We start from the raw sequence: 18,644 nt of genomic DNA on the forward strand, positions 1-18,644 counted from the left end.
CGAAATTCTTGGACGCTATTCGATAGCGTCCTTTGTGAGAACTTATTGATATGTTCGGGCATAAATTCAGTTACCCGGCCTTTGAGAAATTGCTAAGGTTTCATCTGGAGAGCATGCGGATCTTCGTTTGAAGACTGCCGCGTGGGATGAGCGACAACCATAGAAGAGAGACATTCATGTCTGTTCGGTTCAATCGGCTGTTACTGGCCTTTACGACTGCGTTTTGCTTTGCGACATCATTGAGTGCCAATGCCACCGAAACCCGGCGCATTGAAACGACGCAGGATGCCGATTATTTCGGCTTTGATATGCGAACCGAAAAGAATGTCTCGCTCGCGCAATGCAAAAGCATCTGTCTTGGCGATAATACCTGTCTGGCCTTCACCTATAATCCAAAGGTCAAATGGTGCTTTCTGAAAGCTGATTTTAATAAGCTCAACGAGTCTGTCGGTTCCATCGCGGGCAAGGTCGTGACGGAAACGCCTGCCGCGGTCGCCGTTGAAGATATTGGTGCGCCGCCAGCAATCTCGTTCTTTGCCGCCAATCTGGTTGATGAAGCCCGGCGTCTAAAGCGTGAAATGGCAAGCCTTGAAAGTTCAGACAGCCTGCGCACATTGCGCAATGAGGCGAGCACTGCCAGCATGAATGGCGATCCGCGAACGGCGATGGAAAAATTCCGCTTAGCTGCAAGCATGGCGCCGGACGACAGCCAATTATGGGCCGGATACGCACTTTCCGTCCTTGCTATCGAACCATCGAATTATCAGGAACGTTCCAAGTTTCAGCGCGATGCGACCTCTGCCGCATGGTTCGCCTACCAGACATCCCGCACCACCGACGACCGTGCGCAAGCACTTGCTGCCATGGCGCAGGCGCTGGAAAAGCGCGATGCGTCGCGCCCGGCTTTGCAGGCCTATGAAGCAAGCCTTGATCTCGTCAATTCCGCATCGGTTCGCGCCGCCTATGAAGATCTCAAAGCCCGCAAAGGCTTCCGCATCGTCAATAACACGGTCGATAATGATAATGCCGCGCCGCGCATCTGCGCGCAGTTCTCAGAAGATCTGGTAAAAAGCGGTGTCGATTATTCGAGCTTCGTTACGCTCGATAATGGTGCGCCAAAAGCTGTTGACACCAAGGACCGCCAGATTTGCGTCGAAGGTCTGGAACATGGCCGCAATTATAATGTGACGTTCCGTCAGGGTCTGCCATCGTCTGTTGGCGAAGTGCTTCCAGCACCGGTTACGCTTTCGATCTATGTGCAGGATCGCGCGCCATCCGTGCGCTTTACCGGCGATAGTTTTGTGCTGCCTGCGAAAGCCCGTCGCGGCATTCCGCTGGTCAGCGTCAATCTGGATGCTGCCAAAGTGAAGCTTTACCGGGTTGGTGACCGTTCGCTCGCACAGCTCCTTTCCGGCTATCAGTTCCTGCGTCAACTCGACAGCTACGACATCAGCACGGTTTCCGATCAGATGGGTGCACCTGTCTGGGAAGGCGAAATCGAGGTTGCTGGCAATGAACTGAACAAAGAGGCGACAACCAGTTTCCCGGTTGATGAAGCGTTGCCAGCGCGCAAGCCCGGCGTCTATGTGCTGACCGCCGAGCCGCTGGTGCAGAAGTCCGATGATGAATATGGCACCAAGGCCACGCAATGGTTTGTCGTTTCCGACATCGGCCTTTCGACCTATACCGGACAGGACGGCATCAATGTATTTGCCCGGTCGCTTGAAAGCGCAGAACCGCTTAAAGGCGTGAAGCTGACGCTGCTTGCACGCAACAACGAAGTGCTGGGCGAAGCGACCACCGACAGCGATGGCCGGGCGACGTTTACACCGGGACTGACACGCGGCACGGACGGCATGGTGCCAGCGGTGCTGATGGCCAGTAGTGATGATGAGGATTTCACATTCCTCGACATGGCGCGCGCCGGTTTCGATCTTTCCGATCGTGGTGTGACAGGCCGTGCCGTGCCGAAAGCGCTTGATCTTTATGCATGGACAGAGCGCGGTATCTATCGTGCTGGCGAAGTTGTGCATGTGGGTGCGCTTGCGCGTGACGACACCGCAACCGCGATTGATGATCTGCCACTCACCTTTATTTTCACGCGCCCCGATGGCGTGGAAGATCGCCGTCTTGTTTCCGATAGCAAACTGGCGGGTGGTCATGCCATCGACCTGACCTTGCCGTCGAACGCCATGCGCGGCACTTGGACGGTGGCGATCTACACCGATCCCAAGCAGCCAGCGATTGCCACGCAAATGTTCCTGGTTGAAGATTTCGTGCCGGACCGGATCGAGTTCGATCTGACGTCCGACAAGCCGGAAATCGCCGTGGGTGAAACCGCCAATATCACCGTGGACGGTCGTTTCCTCTATGGTGCGCCTGCCGCCGGTCTTGCGCTTGAAGGAGAAGTCACGCTTTCGACCAAGCGTCAGTGGGACCGCTTCAAGGGCTATTATTTCGGCCTCGCTGATGAAGATCAGGGCGAAGCCACGCGCCTTCCTCTGGATGGTCTGTCGAAAGTCGATGACAATGGCAAGGCGACTTTCCCGGTTGCAGTTGAAGAAATGCCGTCAACGACGCGTCTCGTCAATGCAGCCGTGACCGTTCGTATGCGCGAAACGGGTGGCCGTGCGGTTGAGCGCAAGATCGATCTTGCCATTCAGCCGGAAACCGATCTCATCGGCATTCGTCCTGAGTTCTCCGGCGATGAAGTCCCACAGGGCGGAACCGCGAAGTTCAGCCTGATCGCCTCTGACAGCAAGGGTGATCGCAAGGCGCTTGATGGCGCACAATGGTCGCTGGTCAAGATCGAGCGTAATTATCAGTGGTATCGCAGTGGCAACAGCTGGAACTACGAACCAGTGACTTTCACCAAGGCGATTGCCAACGGCAAGATTGACCTTACAACCGATAGCGAGGCTGAAATCAGTCTGCCGGTCGATTGGGGCCGTTACCGTCTGGAAATCGAAACTGCCGATGCTTCAGGTCCGGCCACAAGCTATGAGTTTGATGCAGGCTGGTTTGTCAGCTCAACCTCGACCGAAACGCCGGACGGGCTCGAAATCGCGCTCGACAAGGAACATTATGCGGCAGGTGACACGGCAGAACTGAAAGTGTCCCCGCGTTTTGCCGGTGAGTTGCTCATCACCATTGGTGCAGAAAAGCTGCTCAAGACCATCACGGCCAGCGTGCCGGAAGGTGGCACGACCATCGATATTCCGGTGGGTGAGGATTGGGGTGCGGGTGTCTATGTCACGGCCACGCTGTTCCGTCCGGGTGAGGCGATTGAAAGCCGTATGCCTGCGCGTGCGATTGGCCTGAAATGGCTCAAGGTCGATCCTGCCGACAAGCAGCTAGCCGTTTCGCTCACCCCGCCTGAAAAGATCGCGCCGCGCTCGACACTTTCCATCCCGGTTTCGGTTGAAAATGCGGGTGGCGAACAGGCCTATGTTATGGTCGCGGCGGTCGATGTCGGCATTCTCAATCTCACACGCTATCAGCCGCCGAACCCTGAAAACTGGTTCTTCGGTCAGCGTCAGCTGGGCCTTGAAATGCGCGACATGTATGGTCGCCTGATCGACGGTTCGCTCGGCGTCACCGGCAAGCTGCGCACAGGTGGCGACGGTGGCAATATGGCAGCGGAAGGCAGCCCGCCCACCGAAAAGCTGGTTGCGCTGTTCTCTGGTCCTGTTGAACTCGACAGCGACGGCAAGGCGATCATCGATTTCGACATACCGCAGTTCAACGGGACCGCGCGTGTCATGGCGGTGGCATGGACCAAAAAAGCTGTCGGCCACGCGGTCGCCGATGTCATCATCCGTGATCCAGTAGTCATCACGGCTGGCCTGCCACGCTTCATGGCCCCCGGCGATCAGGCCAATATCCGCTTCGATATTGCCAATACGGATGCACCGGACGGCGATTATCGTGTGAGCCTTGAGACCACCGATAATCTCGGTGTCGAGGTTGGCTCTTATCCTGAAAGCATCGCGCTTAAAGGTGGCAAACGGCAGTCGATCAACGTTCCACTCAATGCTGTGGCCACGGGTGCGGGTGGTGTGACGATCCGGCTTTCCAACGATGCTGGTCTCAATGTCGAACAGGCGCTTGCATTGCCGGTGCGTCCGGTTGATCTGCCGGTCACGACCCGTCATGTCGTCAATCTCACGGCCAATGGCGGAAGTGTGCGGGTAGATGGCGGTCTTCTGTCTGAAAGCCTGCTTGATGGTGCTTTCGTCAGCGTTGGCGTGACGCGCAGTGCGGCCTTTGATGTGCCCGCTTTGCTGATGGCGCTCGACCGTTATCCTTATGGCTGCACAGAGCAGACCACCAGCCGCGCACTGCCTTTGCTCTATTTAAGCGAAATGGCAGCAGGTACGGAAGCGGCAGCAGGTCTTGCTGATCAGGAAGAGCTTAAAAAGCGCGTACAGGATTCTATCTTCCGCGTGCTCAACAACCAGTCTTCGAGTGGTTCGTTCGGCCTGTGGTCGCCGGGATCGGGTGATCTCTGGATGGACGCCTATGTGACCGACTTCCTGACGCGTGCCCGCGAAAAGGGCTATGGCGTGCCGCAGCAGGCGATGCTGTCAGCGCTTTCTAACCTGCAAAATGCGCTCGGCTATACCACCGACGTCAAGGAACGCGGCAACGACATTGCCTATGCGCTTTATGTTCTGGCACGCAACAAGAAGGCTTCAGTTGGCGATCTGCGTTACTTTGCCGATACCCAGCTTGAAAACTTTGCAAGCCCGATGGCCGTTGCCCAGCTTGGTGCAGCATTAGCGCTTTATGGTGATCAGCCGCGTTCGGAACGCGTGTTCAATGCGTCGCTCCAGCTCGCAACCAGCCAGTCCAGCTATGACTATAATCGCTCCGATTATGGTTCGCCGCTGCGTGATGGTGCAGCAATGCTGGCTCTGGCTGCGGAAACCAAGCCTGCGCCGAAAGTGCTTCCCGCTCTCATTACGCTGGTCGAGTTCCAGCGCGAAAAGGCGCGTCACTTAAGCACGCAGGATCAGGCATGGATGCTGCTCGCAGCCCGCGGGCTTCAGGATGACAATGGCGCAATCAGCCTCGACATCAATGGCACAGCGCATCAGGGCGCGTTCTCCGAGCGTCTCAATGGTGCAAGCCTTGAAGCGCAGCCGCTGGTCGTCACCAACAAAGGTCAGGGTTCAGTTGATGCTGTTGTGACAGCCGTTGCGCCGCCTGCACAATCGCTGCCTGCGGGTGGCGAAGGTTTCAACATCGAGCGCACCTATTATACGCTTGATGGTGAACCGGCCAATGTCACCGGGGTCAATCAGAATGAGCGCTATGTGGTTGTTCTGAAAATCGACGATTTGCAGGAATGGCAGTCGCGTCTGCTTGTGACCGATCTGCTGCCCGCTGGTTTCGAGATCGACAATCCGGGGCTTGTTTCCAGTGCTGACCTTGGCAATTTTCCATGGCTCGACAGCACACAGGCAGCGCATCTTGAGTTCCGCAATGATCGTTTTGTGGCCGCTTTCGACCGTTCGGCAGGCGAGAAGAAGCCGATTACGCTGGCTTATGTGGTGCGTGCTGTGACGCCGGGTCTTTATACCCATCCGGCAGCAACGGTTGAGGACATGTATCGTCCGCAATTTGCAGCGCGCACGGCGACAAGCATGATGGAGGTGACTTCTGGTCAATGAAATCAGGCTGGAAAATAGCGATTGGCGGTGCCGCATTTCTTGGCATCGCCGCTGTCGGACTCGTTATCGGGCTTGACTGGCTCGACCGCGCTTATCCGCCGCCTTTGCCGGAACGGCTGACCATTTCCACTGAAGTCATGGATCGCGACGGCGCTTTGCTGCGTGCCTATGCAACGCCGGACGGCTATTGGCGGCTGAATACACGGATTGAGGATGTCGATCCGAAATTCGTGAAAATGCTGATCGCCTATGAGGACAAGCGTTTTTACGAGCATGGCGGCATTGATTTCACAGCGCTATTGCGTGCCGCCTATCAGCTTGCAGGGAGTGGCCGTATTGTTTCCGGCGGTTCCACACTTTCCATGCAGCTTGCACGCCTTATCGAGCCGCGCGAAAGCCGGAGTTTTGGCTCAAAATTCCGGCAGCTTGCGCGTGCAGTCCAGATTGAGCGGCGGCTGAGCAAGTCTGAAATTCTCGAACGTTATCTGACACTCGCACCCTATGGCGGAAATCTGGAAGGCGTGCGCTCGGCTTCACTCGCCTATTTCGGCAAGGAGCCGCTGCGCCTTACCACATCGGAAGCAGCGCTCCTTGTGGCTTTGCCGCAATTGCCGGAACGCCGCCGCCCGGATCGCGAGCTCAAAAATGCTGTTGCTGCGCGCGATCGTGTGTTGGATCGCATGGTTGCGTCTGAAGTATTCACCAATGAGGAAGCCGAGCGCGCATCGCGTGAGCGCATATCCGCGACGCGTCATCCCTTGCCTTCATTGGCCGCTCATTTTGCCGATCTCGCATTGAAGCGGGCACCGACTGAGGCCCGGCATCAGCTGACGCTTAAAAAGTCGGTGCAGGTTGGGCTTGAAGTTGTGGCGCGCGAAGCTGCCGCAAAGCTTGGGCCAAAAGTATCGGTCGCCATGGTGCTGGCCGACAGTCGCAACGGCAATATCTTAGGCGAAGTCGGATCCGCCGATTATTTCGATGGCAAGCGGCAGGGCTGGATCGATATGACCCGCGCTGTGCGCTCGCCCGGTTCAACGCTCAAGCCTTTCATCTATGGGCTGGCTTTCGAGCAGGGACTGATTGCGCAGGAAACCATCATCGAGGACCGCCCTCAGGATTTTGCAGGCTATCGTCCGCGCAATTTCGATATGAGCTATCAGGGCGATGTCAGCATCCGTCAGGCGCTGCAAATGTCGCTGAATGTGCCGACCATCAGCCTGCTTGATGCCGTCGGCCCTGCACGGCTCACCACGCGTATTCGACAGGCGGCGGTTAATCTGCAATTGCCGAAAGGTGAAGCGCCGGGACTAGCTATCGGCCTTGGTGGCGCGGGCATCAGTCTGCGCGATCTGGTGCAGCTTTATACTGGCCTTGCCAATGGCGGGCGAGGGGCAGCCCTTCATGACGGCACCGAAGGTTCAGAACCGGTGCAGCCATCGGCTCCTCTTCTCACCGAACAGGCGACATGGCAGATTGGCGATATCCTGGCTGGCGTGGTGCCGCCGCAAGGCGCGAAACGCCTCGGCCTCGCTTACAAGACCGGCACGTCCTATGGCTATCGCGATGCATGGTCGGTCGGTTATGACGGGCGTTATGTGCTGGGTGTCTGGGTCGGGCGTGCCGATGGCGGCTCGGTGCCGGGCCTTGCCGGTTATGTTTCGGCAGCGCCCATCCTGTTTGAAGCCTTTGTGCGCTCAGGCGTGACATCCGTGCCTCTGCCGCGTGCGCCTGCTGGCGCGTTTCGGACAGCACGAGCCGATCTCCCGGTGACGCAGATACGTTTTTCGTCTGCAAGCGATGCTCTGCCGGTTGTCAAACCCACGATTGAGCCAGCACCGCGTATCGTATTTCCACCAGATGGTGCGCATGTCGAACTCAAAGCCCTGACCGATAATGCCTCGCCGCTGGTGCTGAAATTACAGGGCGGACGCGCACCGTTTCGCTGGCTTGCCAATGGCAAACCCATTGCCGAACCCAATCGCCGCCGCACGGCCACCTGGCTGCCGGATGGCACCGGCTATTCTACGCTGACTGTTGTTGATGCAGGCGGACGCGCTGTAAGCGTGAAAGTTTTTATTGAGTGAACAAGAGAAATCAGTTCAGACGCTTATCTTTGAGGCTGTCCGGGATAAGCCGAATCGTTTTGTGATTCATGATCATTGCTGGCAAGGAGGCCAGCAATGATAGCCCCACTTCTTTCTTTCGATTTACGGACCCGCGTTGCGGCGGCCTTGGTGGGAGACACGAGCGTTCACGCAGCTGCAGACCTGTTCGCCGCGGTAATCTTCATCGTCGCCGCATATATCCTATATCGTAACTGGACTGGTATCGGCTAACTCTGGAACTGGCAGTTTTTCATGGTGGGGCAGGCGACGCCGGAATGAACACCTATTCGCGGCTGCCCCACGGCTGTGGCAATTTGTGCCTGTTCAATGAAAACCGGCCGTCTTCAAGACAGAAATGGAAAGCCGGATCATAGCAGCAGAAATCCGATTTTCGCCTATGACCTAACCACAACCGCCAGCCATCCCAGACTAACCATCCATAAGGGCGCTGTCAGTCGTCCCATAATGCGTCGGTTGGTAGCCATTGCCAGCAGAATTATCATCAGTGGCGTAGCCAGTACTCCATTGATAGTAGAGGGTCTCGGGGGCATCGGCAAACAGTCGGACAGCGGCCCCCATCGCTGCAAGGACCACCCCAATGTTGATGAAATTTGCGACGAACAATAACATAACCGCGTCACGCAATAGCCAGGGGGAATGATGTCGGCGCAAGTTTTGTGCAACGCCAATACCTGCACTCACACCTTGCATTGCAGCCATTAAAGCGTTTTCCTTTCATGATGGATCGTATCCGCAGGAAGCAAAGTAGTTTTGAGCTTCTTGTTGATCAATGAGTTCGACGATTTTTCCAATCCTGTCCCATAGGCCGCTGACGGTTCGCTCAGTGACCTTTCGCAAAGGGACTTTTAACCTGAAGAAAACGTTTTCTATAGGGTTGAAGTCCGGGCTATATGCCGGCAGAAACATCAGCCTCGCGCCCGCCGCTTCGATTATCTCACGTGCCGCGGGCCGTTTGTGACTGGAAAGATTATCGAGGATGACGATATCGCTTGGCTTCAATGTCGGAGCGAAAACCTGACCCACATAAGCCTCGAACCATTCACCATTGATAAGTCCATCAATGACGAGAGGCGCGACCATTCCTGTGTTTCGTAGTCCGGCAACAAGCATCGTTGTTTTACGATGGCCGTGCGGGAAGTCCTTTTGCAGCCGCTCGCCCTTGAGACAGCGTCTGTGCGTAGGTGCCATATTGGTTGTAGTCCATGTTTCGTCGATAAAGACCAGTCGTGCAGGATCGAGATCACGTTGCTTGTCGAACCAAGACTGACGCATTTCCAAAAGATTCGGACGGCTTTGCTCTACCGCGTGACCAATCTTTTTTTTGCGCGTCTGGTCGTGCCGGATGAGGAAACGGTGTAACGCTGACTTGCTGATAACAATACCTTGTGCAGCCAGAGCGTCACGCAACTCGAACAAGGTGGCGTCCCGATGCTCGCTGAGCCACATCATAATCAGATCAGCATGGGCTTCCATCTAGCGAGAATGGCGGTCACCACCAAGTGGACTGGGATAAATATTCCCCTTTTCAATTTGCAAGTTTCGCCAACGGCTGACTTATTTAAAATATGACTTTATCTATCTTGTTTTTATGCAGGCATAGGGATTATAGGGAGAATTATATAACAGGCCTTTCTAATCGCCTCCATCGATCAACCCAGAGGTTTCTCTCCGTGCTCTCATTGAAGTCCTTCTTTTCCGCTTCTGGCCTAGTTGCCATTTTGGCGCTGCAAATCAGCCCGGCTGGTGCTGCAACGACACAATATCCGCTGACCATTGATAATTGCGGCGCAAAGATCACCATCAAAAAAGCGCCGGAACGTGCAATTGGTCTTGGACAGAACAGTGCTGAAATCATGCTGCTTCTGGGCCTTGAAGATAAGATGGCCGGAACAGCATTTTGGCCGAGTAAAGTTCTTCCGCAGCTTGAGGAAGCAAATGCCAAGGTCAAGCTTCTGACCGTCGAGTTTCCAACCTTCGAATCGATTCTTGCAGAAAATCCGGATTTCGTGGCCGCTGCATTGCCGACCTTGATCGGGCCGAGCAGCAAGGTCGCCAAGCGCGAAGATTTTGATAAGCTTGATATTCCAGCCTATCTGTCACCCAGCACCTGCCTGAGCACAACGCGGGTCAAAGACCAATATGGCAGCCGCGACGAGCTCTGGAACATGGATCTGCTTTATAAGGAAATTGACGAGCTTTCTCAGATTTTCGATGTGGCCGATCGTGGTCAGGCGCTGATTGCTGATTTCAAGGCGCGTGAAGCGGCATTGCGTGCGAGCGTACCCGCTGGCGATAAAAAGCTTTCCTATGTGTTCTGGTTCTCCAGCCAGTCACCGTCTGCTGATGCCTATCTGGGCGGTGGAAATGGTGCTTCGACCTTTATCGCGGATGTTCTGGGTGGCGAAAACGCCATCAAAGCAGAAGCTGAATGGCCAACACTTGGCTGGGAAAGCATCATTGCAGCCAACCCGGATGTTATCGTTGTTGCCAATCTTGACCGCAACCGGTGGGAACTCGACAAGCCGGAAGCAAAGATTAAGTTCCTCAACACCGATCCGGCTGTCAGCCAAATGCCCGCAGTGAAGAACAAAGCCATTGTTGTCATGGACGGCCAGGCGATGAACCCGACCATTCGCACGATTTATGGTGCTGAACAGGTTGCAAGCCAGTTGAAAGAACTTGGTATTCTAAAGTGAATGTCTCAAGCCATTCTCTGAGGCACTGGGGGGCTTTCGGCCTTTTGCTGTTGGCGTCCCTTGCCTGTATTGGAACAGTTGTCGGTATCAGCGTCGGGATTGGAGATCTTCCAATCCCGTTGTCAACCACATTGGCGGCTATAACCAATCGTCTGGGATGGACGAACATCGAGCTTAGCCGCATTCATGAGACGGTGATCTGGGACTATCGTCTCAGCCGCGCTTTGGTTGCAGCTTTCTGCGGTGCGGGCCTCGCCCTCTCGGGTGCGATCATGCAATCACTTTTGCGCAATCCACTGGCCGAGCCTTATGTGCTTGGTATTTCGGCTGGCGCCTCCACCGGTGCCGTGGTTGTGGTAATTTTAGGTGTTGGCGCGGGCGCGGTCTCGCTCTCAGCGGGTGCTTTTGTTGGCGCCTTCGCGGCATTTTTCTTTGTCGCCCTTTTGTCCAACGGCACAAGGGGTGGTGCGGATAGAACCATTCTTGCGGGTGTCGCCGCGTCGCAGCTTTTCAACGCCATAACCTCTTATATTGTCACGACCTCGGGAAATGCGCAGCAGGCGCGCGATGTGATGTTCTGGCTGCTCGGTAGCTTTGGTGGTGTGCGCTGGCCTGAATTTGTGCTGGTGTCGATCATTATCACGCTTGGTCTGTTGGCCTGTCTGCTCTATGCCCATGTTCTCGATGCATTTGCCTTTGGTGATGAAGCCGCGTCCTCACTTGGGGTCAATGTCGGCCGCGCGCGCATTGTTCTTTTTGCACTGACGGCAATGATGACTGCCACAATCGTCAGTATGGTGGGTTCAATCGGATTTGTCGGACTGGTTGTCCCGCATGCAGCACGTTTTATCGTCGGGCCGCTGCATATACGATTGCTGCCAGCCTGTGCGGTGATTGGCGCGATTTTCATGATTCTGGCTGATATTGCTTCGCGTGCCCTCATACCGCAGCAGGTTTTGCCCATTGGCGTTGTGACGGCACTCGTCGGTGTGCCGGTCTTTTCCATCATTCTTTATCGGTTTCAGCGCGCGTCATGACGATTAAGGTAGAAAACCTAACCTGGAAAATTGGTAAGAAGACCATTCTGGATGATGTTTCCTTTGAAGCGAAATCCGGCAAAATGCTCGGTCTTCTCGGACCAAACGGTTCTGGAAAAACATCGCTTCTGCGGCTGATCGCTGGATTGAAGCGACCAAATTCGGGCAGCGTTTTGCTGGATAATACGAATATTACAACAATAGCGCGCCGTGCTGTTGCTCAACGCGTTGCTTTTGTCCAACAGCATGCGACCACCAATGCCAATTTGAAGGTCCTAGACGTTATCAAGCTTGGGCGCTTTCCTCACAGGTCCATGTTTTCGGGCTGGGCGAGTAGCGATGATGCGGCCGTTGAGTATGCGATTGAGCGTACCGGCATGAAAGCCAAACGTAACGAAAGCTGGCAAAGCCTGTCGGGTGGTGAAAAGCAGCGCGCGCATATTGCAAGGGCGCTTGCACAGACACCCAAAGAGCTGATCCTTGATGAACCGACCAACCATCTTGATATTCAACATCAAATGGCCTTGCTGCGGCTTGTCTCAGAACTGCCGATTACCAGCATCATTGCACTACATGATCTCAATCATGCGGCTATGTTCTGTGATGAGCTGATGATCATGCAGGCAGGCAAGATCGTGGCTTTCGGCTCACCGGAAGACGTTATAAATCAGCATCTTCTCAAGCAAGTTTTTTCCGTTGATGCCCGTGTCGAAATATCTCCACACAGTGCGCGGCCTCATATTCATTATTTGAAATAACGTCAGGTGAGGGGAGGAGAGAATTCCGAAAAGCGGCTCCCGCTTTTGCTGGAAATGCTTTAACCTCAAAGGCTTGCTTCCGAAGAGGTTTCACTCTCTTCAGCATAATGAAATTTGTGCAGATTTTTGAAATAGGTTATGATTTTGCCATCATAGCCTATTTCTTGATAAACACTTTGCTGTATCTTACTGCGAATATCTGTCGGCTTTTCACCATATTTTTCATGAAATAGCTTCGAGAACGAGCTATAGTCGCTAAAGCCTGACTGATAGGCGAGTTCAGCAAGGTGAATACGTCTGCCATTCGAGGCTCTTAGGCGCCTGAAAGCGAGAGTCAGTCGTTTATTTCTGATAATGGCCGCAATGCCTCCCTCTTCGGCGAAAATGCGATACAGATGAGAGCGCGATATGTTGAAGCGTTTCAGGATGCTTCCTGTGGAGAGCGAAAGATTTTCGATATTTCTATCGATGTAATCCAAAATTCTCTGCTTCGTTATAATGCTCAATGTTGTTGATTCAGCAGCGTTAAACTCTTTGCCGTTCAGGCTCATTGCAAACATATCTATAATAGAATTCTGAATGCCCTCAATTTGTACAGTGTTGAGGTGTGGTGAGACCTTCATAAAACCTTGTGTGCAGTTGACCAGAAACGCTGTCAGTGGGTCTTCTGATCCCAGAACGCGCCCGTGAATATTGCCGTTTAAACCGCTGCGTTGAACCAGAGCGCGCGGTAGCACCATTGTCATTCTGCTGCCCGGCGTTACTTCGGTTGTCAGCTTATAGGCCATGTCCATAATGAGAATATCGCCTACAAAAGCCTGTGAGCATATTCCGTTAAAGTCGCCGCGTTGCGTTCCTTGTGTGACAACCTGAATCATATAATGGTCGAGACCAAAGCGTGAGATGGAGTGCTCGTCACGTATATATTTTTGGGCGTTGAATTTCGTTTCGCCCATAACTAATTCGCCAATCTGGTTGGCCGTAATTTCTCCGTAAAGAGTCTGTGGTGCCTCTCGTGGATCTATAATGGTTTCAAAGGCAGGCAGCGTTACTTCGCGCCAATAGTCATTTCTATCGCGTTCTTCAATTAAATCTGTCGAAAGTCTGATAGAGCTTATCAATACTATTCCCCCGATTTCCAAGAACTTACAATATGTAATAAAAAGGGTTCTTTAATATGAGATAGGTGATGAAATGATTATTAAATGTAAATATTTTATTAACGCACAATTTTTGATTAATACTATTTAATGCAGATTTTAGCAATTGTAATTTGTGCATCGTGTGGCGCGCTCCATGGAAGTTTTGCGGAAGCGCGGTTATGGTGCGCGCAAGAGCAGTTATGGAGAACTTGCGTTGAAAATTTTTGTTTTTGGCAGTGTGAATGTCGATGTTAGCGCCCGAATGGCCGCATTGCCGCGTCCGGGACAAACCATCAATGCGTCGGGATATGGCATTGGTCTTGGTGGCAAGGGGGCCAATCAGGCGGTTGCTATCGCCAAGCTTGGTGGCGAACTTTGTTTTGTCGGCGCGGTCGGTAGAGATTCTTTTGGCGATTTGGCTGTCAGGCAAATGCAGGAGTTTGGTGTGGATACCAGGAGTATTCGCGCCGTTGATGGTGCTGATACTGGTATTGCGATTATTCAGGTTGAAGAAGCGGGGCAGAACACGATTGTCGTTTGTGCTGGCGCCAATGCGCTTTGGTCTGCATCGGATGTAGACGCTTATCGGTCTGATATTGCCAAGGCTAAGATCACGCTTTTGCAGCGTGAAGTGCCGCATGAGGTTAACCTTGCGGTGGCAAGGGCTGTGAAAGAGGCGGGCGGAACAGTGCTGCTTGACCCTGCGCCTGTGGGCGATGCAAGCCGCATGGCTGATCTGATTGCATTGAGTGAGATCATTTCGCCCAATGAAACGGAAGCGGCTGAAATAACGGGGATCGAACCCACGGATCTGCCATCTGCTGAAGCGGCTGCGCGCAAGTTGCTTGAGCGTGGCCCGAAGATTGTGATCGTCAAGCTCGGCGGCCGCGGTGCATTGCTGGTAACAGCGGATGAGGTCAAGCATTTTGAGCCATTCAAAGTGAAGGTGGTCGATACGGTTGCGGCAGGTGATAGCTTTAATGGCGGTTTCGCTGTTGCCTATTCGCAAGGCCAGTCGTTGCATGATTGCGTGCGTTTTGCTTCTGCCGCTGGCGCGATTGCGGTGACGCGTGCGGGTGCAGGATCGGCTGCGCCAACAGCCCGCGAAGTTGCTGATTTGCTCGGCAAAAACTAAGCGTTTTTAATCTTGAAAAGCCGCGCTGGTTCAACGGGCGCGGCTTTTTTGCACCGGCGACCGGAATAAAGCTCTGGTTTGAGCCAATATGCGAGGGCCTAAGGTCAGCAAAAGCGCGACGGCATCGTCTTCACAGGGATGGGTTATTTCACAAGTGCCTGGTTGGGATGGCGCAATGTCAGATCAAAAGGGTTGAGTTTTTCGGTGATAATGGCTGCCTCTCTGCGCAACAGGTCAGTGATGGTGTGCTGACGTTGTTCTGTTAATCGCGACGCCAGTGTGCCGATGCTGAGGGCTGCGACCGCTTCACCGCTCCGGTTGAGGACGGGAACACCAAGGCCGGACATGCCGTCGATCATGTTGAAATTATAGGTGGCGGCACCTGTGCGCCGGACATCTTCAATCATGATACGCAGATCCACCTCATCGACAGTGGCCTTGTCGAGAATGCGCGGCATGTTGAAGCGAATGATCGCCTCGCGCTCTTCTTCCGGCAGGAACGCCAGAATGGCAAGACTGCCCTGTCCGATGCCAAGCGGAACCTTGCCGCCAATATCACCGGTAAAGGAGCGGATCGGAAACGGTCCTTCCACGCGATCAAGACAGACGGCATCGAAATTGCTGCGTACCAGCAGAAAGACGGTATCGTTGAAGGTGGTTGAGAGACGCAGCAGTGAGGGGCGCGCAACGGTGAGGATTCCATCGCGCTGACGCGCCTGTGCTGCCATGGCGAAAAAGTCCAGCGACAGACGATAGGCTTTCTTGTCGGGAAGCTGCTCGACAAGATTTTCCGCAATCAGTGTTTTGAGCAAACGATGGGCGGATGGCTGGCTGAGTTCCAGATCGCGCGCCAGATCGATCAACCGCACGCCGTCTTCCGTGCTTGCGGCCAGACCTTTCAGAATATGAATTGCCTTCACCAGACTTGAGTTAAGCGCGGCACCAGATTTCAAATTCTCTGATATATCATCCATGAAATTGCTTCCAAATTTTGTATAATGAAAGAAATATATAATTTATTCCGAAATTGAAAATTATAATTTGTAATCGTACAAAATTTTCTGCCATTTAAAATCCGTCGCCAATGGGAAGGTCCGGCAAGGTATCAAACAAGATGCTGTAAGCGGGTCGGCGGTTTTAACTTGCAGTCAAGGGAACGCTGCGGTCGCATCCGAGACCGGATAAACACGTGTTCTAACGATCCAAGTGTGATCAGCGCTTGATGCGCGGTCGAGCCGCTTCCGTCAGCCAGCCCTATTGAAGAGGCGACGTGAGACAACATCACGGCGCTTCCGCTCCCCCAGCCTATGGCGGAAGTCTTGCCGAGAGGGAGACGCAATGAGCTTTTTGACCCTTTCCAATATTTCCCGTTATTACGGCAAATTCGCAGCCGTCGATAACTTCAATCTGGAGATTGAAAAGGGAGAGTTCATCTCGCTTCTCGGCCCTTCGGGCTGCGGCAAGACAACAACATTGCAGATGATCGCCGGTCTTGTGCCGCCAACATCAGGCTCAATCACACTGGATGGGCGCGAGATCACGCGGCTTGCTCCGGCAAAACGTGAACTGGGCGTTGTCTTTCAGAGTTACGCACTCTTCCCACATATGACGGTTGCGCAGAATGTGAGCTTCGGCCTTGAAATGCGCAAAGTACCAAAGGCCGAGCGAGAAAAACGCGTTCGCGATGTGCTGGAGCTGGTGCGTCTGAGCGCTCTTGCAGACCGCTACCCGCGAGAAATGTCCGGCGGTCAGCGCCAGCGTGTTGCCATTGCCCGTGCGCTGGTCATCAATCCGCCGGTGCTGCTGCTCGATGAGCCGCTGTCTAATCTTGATGCGCAGCTGCGTGAAGAAATGCAGTTCGAACTGCGCCGCATTCAGCGCACAGTTGGCATTACAACCATCATGGTCACCCATGATCAGGCGGAAGCGCTGTCGATCAGCGACCGCGTTGTGGTTATGGAAAAGGGTCTGATTACGCAGGTCGATGCGCCATATAAGCTCTATGAGCATCCGCGTAACCATTTCATTTCCAACTTTGTTGGTAAATCGAACTTCCTCAAAGCCCATGTCGGTGACGGCCACATCAAGCTGACTGACACGGCAGTGCGTTTCCCTGCAAAAGACGCTTCTGCTTTCGGCGAGGTCTCGGTGTTTATTCGCCCTGAAAAAGTGCATCTGGTCGATGCGGATCAGGGCCATGTCAGCGGTGAAGTCACCACGCGTTATTTCATGGGCGCGCAGTGGCTGCTCGGCGTTCTGACGCCAGCCGGTATGCTGTCGGTCGCTCTGCCAAATCTGGGCAATCCGCCGCCAATCGAAGGCAGCAAAGTCGGGCTATCATGGGATCATGAGGATTGCCGGGTTCTCAACAAGGGAGCGCACTGATTATGAGTGCGGTTTCGCAAACAACGCCCGGGAAAGCGAAAGAACGGCGCAATTATCTGCCACTTTTCCTGACTGCCCCTTCGACACTGATGTTCTTCGCCCTTGTGCTTTTGCCGCTGGGGCTGACCATTCTGCTCTCGTTTAATAGCTACAGCTATGACAAGGGCATCGAAGATATTTACACGCTTTCCAATTACACGCAGGTGCTTCAGGATCCCTATTACCTGAACATCTTCTGGCGTACGCTCAAGCTTGCTCTGATTACCACCGTGATCACTGTGCTGATCGGCGTGCCGGAAGCCTATATTCTCTCCAATATGCGTGCGCCATGGCGCTCGATCTTCCTGTTGGTGATTATTGGCCCGCTGCTGGTTTCGGTCGTTGTGCGTACATTCGGCTGGAGTATGCTTTTGGGCCGTAATGGCCTTGTGAACAGCGTGCTGGAATTTGTCGGCCTGCCAGCCCAGCAAATCCTCTACACCGAAACAGCCATCGTGATCGGTCTTGTGCATATCATGCTGCCTTTCATGGTGATCCCTGTCTGGACGGTGCTGCAAAAGCTTGATCCGACGGTTGAGGCCGCTGCGCTCACGCTTGGTGCGTCGCGTTTCACCGCCCTGCGCCGTGTGGTGTTTCCGCAGGCCGTGCTTGGCATTTTGTCGGGCAGCCTGATCGTCTTTGCGCTCTCGGCAAGCTCCTTTGCTATTCCGGGTCTGCTTGGCGGACGTCGTCTCAAAATGGCGGCAACGGTCGTCTATGACGAGTTCCTGATCGAGCTGAACTGGCCGCTGGGCGCTGCTATCGCCATTATCGTTCTGGTCGCCAATCTTGTGATCATGATCGCCTATAATCGCATGCTTGAAGGGCAGGCGAGAAAGAAGCTGGGGTAACGGCCATGGTCAAGAACGGTCCTTTCGCTCTTCTCTTCCACACGCTGGTCGTCATCTTCATGCTGGCACCGATGGTTGTCGTGTGTCTGGTGGCTTTCACGCCGGAAAACACGCTGACCATGCCATGGAATGGTTTCTCGCTGCGCTGGTTTGAGGCAGTCTTTGCCCATAACGACTTCATGACGTCGTTCTCCAACTCGCTGAAGCTTGCAATCTTTTCGGCAACAATTTCGACATTGCTGGCTGTTCCGTCAGGCCTTGCGATTGCACAGTATAATTTCCGGGGCCGCGATGCGCTGAACGCACTGTTTCTGTCGCCGCTGATTATTCCGCATCTGGTGCTGGGCGTCGCATTTTTGCGTCTGTTCTCGCTGATGGGCCTCACAGGTTCGTTTGGCTGGCTGGTCGCAACGCATGTGATTGTCGTAACACCTTATGCGTTGCGGCTTATTCTCGCGTCACTCAGCAGCATGGACCGCAATGCGGAAAATGCAGCCCGCACGCTGGGTGCCGGTGAATGGACGGTGTTCCGCCGCATCACGCTGCCATTGCTTCTTCCGGGTCTGTCGGGTGGCTGGTTGCTCGCCTTCATCAATTCGTTCGACGAATTGACCATGTCGATCTTCGTCACCTCGCCATCCACGGTCACGCTGCCAGTGCGCATGTATATGTATGCCAGCGAATCCATCGATCCGATGATGGCGGCTGTATCGGCCCTGATGATCCTCGTTGCAACCGTGACCATGGTTATCATCGACCGTTTGTTTGGTCTTGATCGTGTCCTCGTGGGTAAAGGCTGA

13 protein-coding genes and 1 pseudogene are annotated in these 18,644 nt (G+C 54.1%); 10 read left to right on the top strand and 4 right to left on the bottom strand.

The genetic code is table 11. From position 1 onward, the window contains the following. Positions 1–176: 176 nt before the first annotated feature. From OPR82_RS11825 to OPR82_RS11835, 3 genes are all read left to right on the top strand, one after another. The gene (locus OPR82_RS11825; protein ID WP_265984989.1) at positions 177–5,675 is read left to right on the top strand and encodes an alpha-2-macroglobulin family protein; all 5,499 of its coding nucleotides are present in this window, start codon (positions 177–179) and stop codon (positions 5,673–5,675) included. Then, positions 5,672–7,759 carry a penicillin-binding protein 1C gene (gene pbpC / locus OPR82_RS11830; RefSeq protein ID WP_265984990.1) on the top strand — a complete coding sequence of 696 codons (2,088 nt, stop codon included), beginning with the start codon at positions 5,672–5,674 and terminating at the stop codon, positions 7,757–7,759. Before OPR82_RS11825 ends, pbpC begins: the two co-directional genes overlap by 4 nt. A gap of 96 nt (positions 7,760–7,855) precedes the next feature. Then, positions 7,856–8,011 carry a hypothetical protein gene (locus OPR82_RS11835; protein WP_265984991.1) on the top strand — a complete coding sequence of 52 codons (156 nt, stop codon included), beginning with the start codon at positions 7,856–7,858 and terminating at the stop codon, positions 8,009–8,011. A 198-nt stretch (positions 8,012–8,209) separates the two neighbouring features. On the opposite strand, the gene OPR82_RS11840 is transcribed toward OPR82_RS11835, so the two are convergent. Further along, on the bottom strand, positions 8,210–8,500 hold the full coding sequence (locus tag OPR82_RS11840; protein ID WP_265984992.1) for a hypothetical protein: 291 nt from the start codon (positions 8,498–8,500) through the stop codon (positions 8,210–8,212). A gap of 15 nt (positions 8,501–8,515) precedes the next feature. Next, positions 8,516–9,355: pseudogene (locus tag OPR82_RS11845) on the bottom strand (IS630 family transposase); the annotation flags it as partial. Between the two features lie 116 nt (positions 9,356–9,471). Between OPR82_RS11845 and OPR82_RS11850 the strand changes: the two are divergent. Genes OPR82_RS11850 through OPR82_RS11860 form a run of 3 tightly spaced genes read left to right on the top strand, consistent with a single transcriptional unit; the run spans position 9,472 to position 12,292 of the window. Further along, complete coding sequence (locus OPR82_RS11850) at positions 9,472–10,497, top strand: ABC transporter substrate-binding protein (RefSeq protein ID WP_265984994.1); 1,026 nt, start codon at positions 9,472–9,474, stop codon at positions 10,495–10,497. After that, positions 10,494–11,534 (top strand): FecCD family ABC transporter permease, encoded by a 1,041-nt coding sequence (locus OPR82_RS11855; protein ID WP_407673254.1) that lies wholly within the window; start codon positions 10,494–10,496, stop codon positions 11,532–11,534. Before OPR82_RS11850 ends, OPR82_RS11855 begins: the two co-directional genes overlap by 4 nt. After that, complete coding sequence (locus OPR82_RS11860) at positions 11,531–12,292, top strand: ABC transporter ATP-binding protein (protein ID WP_265984996.1); 762 nt, start codon at positions 11,531–11,533, stop codon at positions 12,290–12,292. Before OPR82_RS11855 ends, OPR82_RS11860 begins: the two co-directional genes overlap by 4 nt. Before the next feature lie 65 nt (positions 12,293–12,357). Here the strand turns inward: OPR82_RS11860 and OPR82_RS11865 are convergent, their stop codons facing one another. Then, positions 12,358–13,413, bottom strand: a complete 1,056-nt coding sequence (locus tag OPR82_RS11865) for a helix-turn-helix domain-containing protein (RefSeq protein WP_265984997.1) — start codon at positions 13,411–13,413, stop codon at positions 12,358–12,360. A 175-nt stretch (positions 13,414–13,588) separates the two neighbouring features. Between OPR82_RS11865 and rbsK the strand changes: the two genes are divergently transcribed. Further along, entirely contained in the window at positions 13,589–14,569 is a 981-nt protein-coding gene (rbsK, locus tag OPR82_RS11870) for a ribokinase (RefSeq protein ID WP_265984998.1), read from the top strand. A 143-nt stretch (positions 14,570–14,712) separates the two neighbouring features. Here the strand turns inward: rbsK and OPR82_RS11875 are convergent, their stop codons facing one another. After that, complete coding sequence (locus OPR82_RS11875; protein ID WP_265984999.1) at positions 14,713–15,543, bottom strand: IclR family transcriptional regulator; 831 nt, start codon at positions 15,541–15,543, stop codon at positions 14,713–14,715. Between the two features lie 364 nt (positions 15,544–15,907). Between OPR82_RS11875 and OPR82_RS11880 the strand changes: the two genes are divergently transcribed. The 3 genes from OPR82_RS11880 to OPR82_RS11890 are packed head-to-tail and all read left to right on the top strand — an operon-like array spanning position 15,908 to position 18,644. Then, the gene (locus OPR82_RS11880; RefSeq protein ID WP_265985000.1) at positions 15,908–16,954 is read left to right on the top strand and encodes an ABC transporter ATP-binding protein; all 1,047 of its coding nucleotides are present in this window, start codon (positions 15,908–15,910) and stop codon (positions 16,952–16,954) included. A gap of 2 nt (positions 16,955–16,956) precedes the next feature. Further along, the gene (locus OPR82_RS11885) at positions 16,957–17,844 is read left to right on the top strand and encodes an ABC transporter permease (RefSeq protein WP_265985001.1); all 888 of its coding nucleotides are present in this window, start codon (positions 16,957–16,959) and stop codon (positions 17,842–17,844) included. Between the two features lie 5 nt (positions 17,845–17,849). Further along, a complete protein-coding gene (locus OPR82_RS11890; RefSeq protein ID WP_265985002.1) occupies positions 17,850–18,644 on the top strand; it encodes an ABC transporter permease in 795 nt (264 codons plus the stop codon).

The sequence above is a fragment of the Ochrobactrum chromiisoli genome (genome assembly GCF_026241335.1).
Classification (GTDB): domain Bacteria; phylum Pseudomonadota; class Alphaproteobacteria; order Rhizobiales; family Rhizobiaceae; genus Brucella; species Brucella chromiisoli.